Here is an 8896-nt window from a genome sequence, read left to right as displayed (position 1 = left end):
CGAGGCGCTAGCCGGCCAAGGATTTGCCAGGGTGCGGGTCATGGCCCGTGGCATCGATGGCGAGCGCTTCTCACCGGCCCATCGTGACCCCGGCCTGCGAGCCAGCTGGGGCAGCGATACCCACCGACCCGTGGCGCTCTACGTAGGGCGCCTGGCCGTGGAGAAGAACCTTGACCTCCTGCGCGAGACCTTCACGGCAATGCAAGCCGCCCGTCCCGATCTCAGTCTGGTGGTGGTCGGTGACGGTCCGGGGCGGGCCGCGCTGCAACGCGCCCTGCCCCAGGCCCACTTCACCGGCTTCATCGACCGGGATGAGCTGGTGCGCTACTACGCCAGTGCCGACCTCTTCGTCTTCCCCTCGACCTCGGAGACATGGGGCAACGTGGTGCTTGAGGCCATGGCCAGTGGGCTCGCCGTGGTGGCCTTCCGACATGCCGCTGGCACCGAACTGATCGAGGACGACCGCAACGGTGTCAGCCTGCCGGTGGGTGACGAGGCCGGTTTCCAGGAGGCCGCCACGGCTCTCAGCCAGCAGCCGGCCCGCTATGCCCGTCTGGGGCGCGCCGCCAGGGAACGCGCCTTGACGTACCGCTGGTCCGCGATTGCCGATACCTTCCTCGCCACCCTGGCCCAACCCCGGGAGCACCACGATGAAGCCGCATCCGCCTGACGTGTTTGAACGCCTCGACCTCATGGAGTGGCAACTCTGCCGGCGCTTGGTCAGCTTCAACGTCCACCCGCCCTGGCTGACTCTGCTACGGCTGGCCAGCAAGCTGGGTGACTGGCCGCTGTGGGTCGGACTGATCCTCGCCCAGCCGCTGCTCAATCCCGCCGGAAGCGGCCAGCGGATGGCTCAGTACACCGCCACGGCCGTGGTGGCCATCGGTATCTACAGGCTCCTCAAGACACGCCTGTGTCGCGAGCGGCCCTTCATTACCTTCAGCGGCGTCATCCGCTGCAGTGAGCCCGCCCGGGACCGCTACAGCTTCCCCAGCGGTCATACCATGCATGCGGTGCTGTTCTGCACCCTGACCGCCGCCCATGCCCCCTGGCTGCTGGCCTGGCTGGTCCCCGTCGCGCTGCTGATTGCCGTATCGCGGGTGGGCCTGGGGCTGCACTACATCAGTGATGTGGCCGCCGGCGCCCTGCTCGGGTTGGGCTTTGCCCTGGTCAACCTGCAGCTAGCCGGCTGACGGTGTGTTACTGGCCGCCAGCGGGTCGGGATGGCATGCTGACGTCATGTCGCCTCCACACGCCCTGCCGGGCGAGCCCCTGCTCGACTCGCCTCCCCTGACCCTGTTCCCCGGACTGCTCGGCGAGCTCGCCGCAACCCGGCTGCTGATGCAGCTCGATCAGGCGCTGGCGTGGCAGCGACCTAGCCTGCGACTCTATGGACGCGAGCATCCGATCCCCCGCCGCCAGCTCTGGATGGGCGACCAAGACGCCCGCTACCACTACTCGGGCCGGGACTTCCTGCCCGAGCCGTGGCACCCCTCGGTAAAAGCGCTGCGCGACCGAGTGGTCAGCGCCCTGGCGAACGCCGGCACCAGGGCCCGCTTCAACAGTGTGCTGCTCAATCGCTACGCCGGCGGTGAGGAACGCATGGGCTGGCATAGCGACGACGAGCCCGAGCTTGGCCCGGACCCGCTGATCGCCGCGGTAAGCCTGGGGAGCGAACGGCCGCTGCGCTTTCGCTGGAAGGACCGTTCGAATGAGGCCTTCAATGTCTGGCTGCCCCATGACAGCCTGCTGGTGATGGGGGCCGGCGTGCAGGATAGGCTGCAACACGCCCTGTTGCCTCGCCGGCTGCCCGGGCTGCGCATCAGCCTCACCTTTCGCCTGGTGAACCCGACGGCGTCGCCTGCCTGACACGCTGCAGCGCTTGATGCTTGTCCTTCATGACAGAACGGCCACCCCGCTCGGGATGGCCGTTGATGGATGCCTGAAGATAGATAACGGTATAAAAAATCCGCCGGGCCTTAGCCCCGATAGTAGCCGGGAGTGACGAAGGGCATCTTGCTCACCGTCATCGGCAGCCGCTTGCCGCGCACCTCGGCATAAACGGTGGTACCAACCTCGCTGGCTTCGATGGCCACATAGCCCATCGCCACCGGCTGGCCGACGCTGGGACCGAAACCTCCCGAGGTCACCCGGCCCAGATACTTACCCTCGGTATCGTAGAGCTCGGCCCCCTCACGCACTGGGGCACGGCCCTCACCGAGCAGCCCCACCCGCTTGCGGCGGTGATCCTTCGACTCCACCTGATGGAGGATCAAGTCAGCCCCGGGAAAGCCGCCGGCACGATCGCCGCCGCGACGGCGCGGCTTGCCGATAGCCCAGATCAGCCCCGCCTCTACCGGCGTCGTTTGGGTATCGATATCGTGGCCATAGAGGCACAAGCCAGCCTCGAGACGCAGCGAGTCACGGGCACCCAGGCCGATCGCCTCGACGTCCTCTTCCGCCAGCAGCCGGCGCGCCAGGTTCTCGGTGTCGTCGGCAGCCACTGACATCTCGAAGCCGTCCTCTCCCGTGTAGCCACTACGACTGACCCAGACCTCAATGCCCTCGATGATGAAACGGCCATGCTGCATAAAGACCATCTCGCAGGCTTGGGGACAGAGTCGCTGCATCACATCGGCCGCCGCCGGCCCTTGCAGCGCCAGCAGGCCGCGGTCGACCACCTCAACCTCATGATCGAGCATGCCACGGTGCAGGTGGGCGATATCCTGTTCCCGACACGCGGCGTTGACCACCAGATAGAGGTGATCGCCGGCATTGACCACCATCAGGTCATCGAGGATCCCCCCTTCTTCAGCCGTGAACAGCGCATAGCGCTGCATGCCTTCGGGCAGGCCGACGATGTCCGCCGGCACCAGAGTCTCCAGCGCCTCGGCCGGCCGCGGCCCGTGCAGCAGGATCTGCCCCATGTGGGAAACATCGAAGAGCCCGCAGGCACGACGGGTATGCTCGTGCTCTCGCTTGACCCCCAGCGGGTACTGTACCGGCATGTCGTAGCCGGCAAAGGGCACCATCTTGGCCCCCAGCTCCACGTGCAGGTCGTGCAGGGGGGTATGCTTGAGTTCACTCATGTCTTACTCACTCATGGCTTGGGTCCAACGCAAGAGAGGTGCCCTCGGGGACACCTCTCCGGCGTGACTCACTCTCAGGATTTGTCGTGGTCCAGCTCCTCGCCCGGCAGGATCTTCTTGCCGTCGAAGTAGTCACGGGCCAGCTTGAAGACCACCGGTGACAGCAGCGCCAGGGCGATCAGGTTGGGAATGGCCATCATGGCATTGAAGACGCTCGCCAGCACCCAGACAAGATCCAGGTTCGCCATAGCCCCGAGCGGGATCGCGATGATGAACAGCACGCGGTAGAGCATGATCGAGCGGGTACCGAACAGGAACTGGAAGCACTTCTCGCCGTAGAAGGACCAGCCCAGGATGGTGGTAAAGGCAAAAACCGCAAGGGCGAAGGTCACCACGTACTCACCGATACCCGGCAGCGCCAGGTCGAAGGAAACCGCCGTCAAGCGCGCACCGGTTTCACCGCCGCTCCACTCAACGCTGGTGAGAATGACCAGGGCGGTGATGGTGCAGACGATGATGGTGTCGATGAAGGTGCCCAGCATGGCGATCAAGCCCTGCTTAATCGGGTCCTTGGTCTGCGCCGCGGCGTGGGCAATGGGCGCGCTCCCCAGGCCGGCCTCATTGGAAAAGATGCCGCGCGCCACACCAAACTGAATCGCCATGGCCACCCCGGCACCGGCAAAGCCCCCTGCCGCGGCAATGGGATTGAAGGCATGGTAGAAGATCATGCTGAACGCCTCGCCGATCTGGCCGGCGTTGAGAATCAACACCAGGATACCCGCCAGCACATAGGCGATCCCCATTATCGGCACCAGCTTGCCAGCCACCCTGGCGATACGCTTGATGCCACCCAGAATCACGGCGCCGGCCAGTACCATCAGGATGAAGCCGGTGAGCCAGTGAGGCATACCCAGCGACTCGCTCAGCCCTTCGGCCACCGAGTTGGACTGCACGGTGTTGCCGATGCCAAAGGCCGCCACAGCCCCGAAGAAGGCGAAGGCACCGCCCAGCCACAGCCATTTCTTGCCCAGACCGTTCTTGATGTAGAACATCGGCCCGCCGACGTGGTAACCGGTACTATCGGTCTCGCGGTAGCGAACCGCCAGCACCGCCTCGGCGAACTTCGTCGCCATGCCCACCAGCGCCGTGATCCACATCCAGAACACCGCCCCCGGGCCACCCAGGAAGATGGCGGTCGCCACGCCGGCAATGTTGCCGGTCCCGATGGTGGCAGACAGCGCTGTCATCAGGGCATTGAAGGGCGAGATCTCACCCTCTTCTTCCTTTGTCTTCTTCTCACCCGGCGCCCGCTTGCGATCACGCCCCTGCCACATCAGCTTGAAGCCGGTGCCAAGCTTGCGAATCGGCATCAGCTTCAGGCCGGCCTGCAAGTAGATGCCGACACCCAGCAGGAGGATCAGCATGGGAACGCCCCATACGATACCTTCCACCGAGCTTAAGAATGTCATTAATGCTTCCACGGGAGTCTCCCTTGTTCACGCTTGTTGTGACCCGCCATCCACCACGGAGTCGCCTGACCCACAGAAAGACAAAATGGCATGGACAGGCCAGGGTTCGACGAAAGATCAACAGGACGAATGCCTTCACGATAGCGGATCCAGCCACTGATGCACCAGCCCGATGAACCGGGGGAGACATCACAGCGGCACCGCGGACGGTGTCGCCGCCTGTTTCCGATCGGAAACGCGGCAAGCCTACTGTCGACATCGATAACAGGCAAGAGGAGGACGCCGCGCGCCGGGGCTGGCACTGGACGAACCGGCTCGGGCAGACCAACCTGTGAACGGGTCGAAGAGCGCCAGATGCCGAACCGACCCACCGGGAGGACTCGCCAAATGCCGACAATGGCGTTAGCATTCGCGAATCTGAAAACCTTTTTCGTATAGGAAATCACGATGAGCTCTATCCCCGCCAACCTGCGCTATGCCGAAAGCCATGAATGGGTCCTCGACAATGGCGACGGCACCGTGACCATCGGCATCACCGACCATGCCCAGGAGGCACTGGGCGACGTGGTCTTCGTCGAACTTCCCGAGGTGGGCCGCACACTGGCCGTGGGCGACGAGTTCGGCGTCATCGAGTCGGTCAAGGCCGCCTCCGACCTCTACGCGCCGGTGGCCGGCGAGATCCTCGCGGTCAACGAGGCCCTTGAGGATGGCCCCGAGACCGTCAACGAGTCGCCCTACGAGGATGGCTGGATCATGAAGGTTCGCCTCGAGGACGCCAGCGTTGTCGACGACCTGCTCGATGCCGATGCCTACCAGGCAGTCGCTGCGGCCGAAGAGTGATCCTCACCCCCCGCGCCCGCCTCAGGACCGGCCAGCTAATACCGGCCGCTGATGTCTGGCGACATTCCCGGCCTCGTCCCTGACGAGGCCGGCCCATTTCGATGATCCTCGGGGCGAGGCCCCGTCACGTACACAGGGTGTTCCATGGCTTTCGACAACCGCCGTCTGGCCGATCTGGCCGCTCACGATGCCTTCCTTCAGCGCCACAATGGACCGGCCGGTGCCGATGTGGACGGTATGCTCACCACCCTCGGCATGGATAGCCTGCCTTCGCTGATCGAGGCCACCGTTCCCGCCGGCATCCGGCTGGGACGTGAGCTGGACCTGGACCCACCGAAGAGCGAGGCCGAGGCCCTGGATTACCTGCAGCGCCTGGCCCGCCAGAACCGAGTCGTCAAGAGCTACATCGGCCAAGGCTACTACGACACTCACCTGCCGACGGTGATACAGCGAAACGTGCTGGAGAACCCAGGCTGGTACACCGCCTACACCCCCTACCAGCCGGAGATCTCCCAGGGCCGCCTGGAAGGCCTGCTCAACTTCCAGCAGATGGTCATGGACCTCACCGGCATGGAGCTGGCTAACGCCTCGCTGCTCGACGAGGCGACGGCCTGCGCCGAGGCCATGGCGCTGTGCAGGCGCGCCAACAAGAAGGCCAAGAGCGACACCTTCTTCGTCGCCGAGGATGTCTTCCCCCAGACCCTCGACGTGGTGCGCACCCGCGCCGCCTGGTTCGGTTTCGAGCTGGTGGTGGCGCCGGCCGAGGAGCTCGCCGAGCATGAGGTCTTCGGTGCTCTGCTGCAGTACCCGGGCAATAGCGGCCGTGTCCGCGATCTGGCGCCGCTGCTCGCCGCGGCCCGCGAACATGGCGTGATGACCTGCGTGGTCGCCGACATCATGGGCCTGGTGCTGCTCAAGGAGCCGGGAGCCCTTGGCGCGGACATGGTGGTGGGCTCCTCGCAGCGCTTCGGCGTGCCCATGGGCTATGGCGGCCCTCATGCCGCCTTCTTCGCCACGACGGACAAGCTCAAGCGCGCGATCCCCGGCCGCATCATCGGCGTTTCCCGGGACAGCCGCGGCAACACGGCGCTGCGCATGGCCATGCAGACCCGCGAGCAGCACATTCGCCGCGAGAAGGCCACCTCCAACATCTGCACCGCCCAGGCACTGCTGGCCAACATCGCCGGCTTCTACGCCGTCTATCACGGCGCCGAAGGGCTCACCACCATCGCCACGCGCATCCACCGCCTGACCACGATCCTCGCCGAAGGTCTGAAGGCCAAGGGGGTCGTCCTGGCCCACGACAGCTGGTTCGATACCCTGCGCCTGACCGGTGTGGATGCCGGCAAGCTCCATGGCCGGGCCATGAACCAAGGCCTCAACCTGCGTTACTTCGCGGGCGGCGACGTGGGCCTGAGCCTCGACGAGACCACCACCGCCCACGATGTGGACGTGCTGTTCGACGTGCTGCTCGGCGAGGAGCACGGCCTCTCGGTGCGCGAGCTCGACGACCGGGTGGTGGCCGAGGGGCTCACCGGCATCCCGGCGACCTGTCGTCGCGAGTCGGACTTCCTGACCCACCCGACCTTCCGCCGCTACCACAGCGAGACGGAGATGCTGCGCTACCTCAAGCGCCTGGAGAACAAGGACCTGTCGCTGGCCCACGCCATGATCCCGCTGGGCTCGTGCACCATGAAGCTCAATGCCACCAGCGAGATGATTCCCATCACCTGGCCGGAGTTCGCGCGCATCCACCCCTTCGCGCCCCGCGACCAGGTGGCCGGCTACCGGCAGATGATCGACGAGCTGGCCGACTTCCTGGTGGAAGTCACCGGCTACGACCACATCTCCATGCAGCCCAATTCCGGCGCTCAGGGCGAGTACGCCGGCCTGGTGGCGATCCGGCGCTACCAGGCCGCCGAGGGCGAGGGGCACCGCGACGTCTGCCTGATCCCCAGCTCGGCCCATGGCACCAACCCGGCCTCTGCCGCCATGGCGCGGATGAAGGTCGTGGTGGTGGAGTGCGACAGCGACGGCAACATCGACCTCGACGACCTGCGCGCCAAGGCCGACCAGCACCGTGACGCTCTCTCGGCGATCATGATCACCTACCCCTCCACCCACGGCGTCTTCGAGGAGAGCGTGCGCGAAGTGTGCGACCTCGTGCATGCGCACGGCGGCCAGGTGTACATCGACGGCGCCAACATGAACGCCCAGGTGGGCCTGACCCGCCCTGGCGACTTCGGCGGCGACGTCAGCCACCTCAACCTGCACAAGACCTTCTGCATTCCCCACGGCGGCGGCGGGCCGGGCATGGGTCCCATCGGCGTCAAGGCCCACCTGGCGCCCTTCGTCGCCAACCACGTGGTGACCCCGCTGGACGGCGTCGAGGCAAGCTGTGGGGCCGTCTCGGCCGCGCCCTATGGCTCGGCGTCGATCCTGCCGATCTCCTGGGCCTACATCAAGATGATGGGGGCCCGCGGCCTGCGCGAAGCCACCGAGCTGGCGATCCTCAACGCCAACTACATCGCCCGGCGGCTCGAGGGGCACTACCCGGTGCTCTACAAGGGCCGGAACGGTACCGTGGCCCACGAGTGCATCATCGACATCCGCCCGCTCAAGGCCCAGTCCGGCATCAGCGAGGAGGACATCGCCAAGCGCCTGATGGACTACGGCTTCCACGCCCCGACCATGTCCTTCCCGGTGCCCGGCACGCTGATGATCGAGCCCACCGAGTCGGAGTCGCGCTACGAGATCGACCGCTTCTGCGACGCCATGATCGCCATCAGAGAGGAGATCGCCTCCGTGCAGCGCGGCGACTGGCCGGCGGACGACAACCCCCTGGTCAATGCCCCGCACACCATGGCCGACCTGATGGACGACGGCTGGGCGCGCCCCTATGACCGAGAGCTCGGCGCCTTCCCCTCCGAGGCGGTCAAGGCAGCCAAGGTCTGGCCGGCGGTCAACCGGGTCGACAATGTCTTCGGTGACCGGCAGCTGATCTGCTCCTGCCCGAGCATCGACGAGTATCGTGACTGAACGACGCGACTGACGACGCCCATCGCCCGCGTGCCCCGCGGCAAGACACAGGCCCCGCCATGGCGGGGCCTGCTGCCGTCAGGCCTCGTGGCGTTCCGGCCCCTCGCCGAAACCGAAGCGTTCGTGATGGCGCTGCTCGCGATAGCCTTCGAGCAGCCGCACGTAGCGACGCGGCATCTGCTCGCCGGCACGCATGACCAGATGCAGGGTCTCGTGGACCGGCTGGGGCAGGGTGAGCTCCTTGACCTGGCGCTGCCAGGGCGACGTCTCCAGCACCACCCGCGAGACCACGGTGAAACCGAGCCCGCGTGCCACGGCATCCAGCACCATGCTCACCTCGTTGGTGAAACCCTGCCGCGGAAAGTGGCTCATGGAGCGGAAGTCGGGAAAGTTGGCCCGTAGCAGAGCGCTGGCATGCCCCTCCCCTCCCGAATAGCTGATGAAGCCGATCCCCATCAG

8 protein-coding genes are annotated in these 8896 nt (G+C 65.9%); 5 read left to right on the top strand and 3 right to left on the bottom strand.

The window, feature by feature from the left end:
• The 3 genes from RI841_RS11585 to RI841_RS11575 all read left to right on the top strand — a co-directional run.
• Positions 1-670, top strand: a 670-nt coding sequence (locus tag RI841_RS11585; RefSeq protein ID WP_310705757.1) for a glycosyltransferase, incomplete at its 5' end; no start/stop codon positions are given.
• Positions 651-1193 carry a phosphatase PAP2 family protein gene (locus RI841_RS11580; protein WP_310705756.1) on the top strand — a complete coding sequence of 181 codons (543 nt, stop codon included), beginning with the start codon at positions 651-653 and terminating at the stop codon, positions 1191-1193. The genes RI841_RS11585 and RI841_RS11580, both read left to right, overlap by 20 nt.
• Before the next feature lie 46 nt (positions 1194-1239).
• Positions 1240-1869 carry an alpha-ketoglutarate-dependent dioxygenase AlkB gene (locus tag RI841_RS11575; RefSeq protein WP_310705755.1) on the top strand — a complete coding sequence of 210 codons (630 nt, stop codon included), beginning with the start codon at positions 1240-1242 and terminating at the stop codon, positions 1867-1869.
• A gap of 110 nt (positions 1870-1979) precedes the next feature.
• Here RI841_RS11575 and gcvT read toward each other — a convergent pair whose 3' ends face one another.
• Both gcvT and RI841_RS11565 read right to left on the bottom strand, forming a co-directional pair.
• Positions 1980-3089 carry a glycine cleavage system aminomethyltransferase GcvT gene (gene gcvT, locus RI841_RS11570; RefSeq protein ID WP_310705754.1) on the bottom strand — a complete coding sequence of 370 codons (1110 nt, stop codon included), beginning with the start codon at positions 3087-3089 and terminating at the stop codon, positions 1980-1982.
• Positions 3090-3163: 74 nt separating this feature from the next.
• Positions 3164-4558, bottom strand: coding sequence for a sodium:alanine symporter family protein (locus RI841_RS11565; RefSeq protein WP_310705753.1), 1395 nt, complete (start codon positions 4556-4558; stop codon positions 3164-3166).
• A gap of 447 nt (positions 4559-5005) precedes the next feature.
• On the opposite strand from RI841_RS11565, the gene gcvH reads away from it, so the two are divergent.
• The gene (gcvH, locus tag RI841_RS11560) at positions 5006-5398 is read left to right on the top strand and encodes a glycine cleavage system protein GcvH (RefSeq protein ID WP_310705752.1); all 393 of its coding nucleotides are present in this window, start codon (positions 5006-5008) and stop codon (positions 5396-5398) included.
• Positions 5399-5542: 144 nt separating this feature from the next.
• Positions 5543-8437 carry an aminomethyl-transferring glycine dehydrogenase gene (gcvP, locus tag RI841_RS11555; RefSeq protein WP_310705751.1) on the top strand — a complete coding sequence of 965 codons (2895 nt, stop codon included), beginning with the start codon at positions 5543-5545 and terminating at the stop codon, positions 8435-8437.
• Positions 8438-8515: 78 nt separating this feature from the next.
• Here gcvP and RI841_RS11550 read toward each other — a convergent pair.
• The coding region (locus RI841_RS11550) for a LysR substrate-binding domain-containing protein (protein WP_310705750.1) at positions 8516-8896 on the bottom strand (381 nt) is incomplete at its 5' end.

Source organism: Halomonas sp., from assembly GCF_031581305.1.
Taxonomy (GTDB): Bacteria; Pseudomonadota; Gammaproteobacteria; order Pseudomonadales; family Halomonadaceae; genus Halomonas.
The sequence above is the reverse complement of the archived record's forward strand: the minus strand, read 5'-3'. Positions and strand labels throughout refer to the sequence as shown.

Bases quoted from the DNA above. Each gene is read 5' to 3' on its own strand.
- gcvT (WP_310705754.1), bottom strand. From the start codon at position 3,089: ATGAGTGAACTCAAGCATACCCCCCTGCACGACCTGCACGTGGAGCTG.
- RI841_RS11575 (WP_310705755.1), top strand. From the start codon at position 1,240: ATGTCGCCTCCACACGCCCTGCCGGGCGAGCCCCTGCTCGACTCGCCT.
- RI841_RS11565 (WP_310705753.1), bottom strand. From the start codon at position 4,558: ATGACATTCTTAAGCTCGGTGGAAGGTATCGTATGGGGCGTTCCCATG.
- RI841_RS11580 (WP_310705756.1), top strand. From the start codon at position 651: ATGAAGCCGCATCCGCCTGACGTGTTTGAACGCCTCGACCTCATGGAG.
- gcvH (WP_310705752.1), top strand. From the start codon at position 5,006: ATGAGCTCTATCCCCGCCAACCTGCGCTATGCCGAAAGCCATGAATGG.
- gcvP (WP_310705751.1), top strand. From the start codon at position 5,543: ATGGCTTTCGACAACCGCCGTCTGGCCGATCTGGCCGCTCACGATGCC.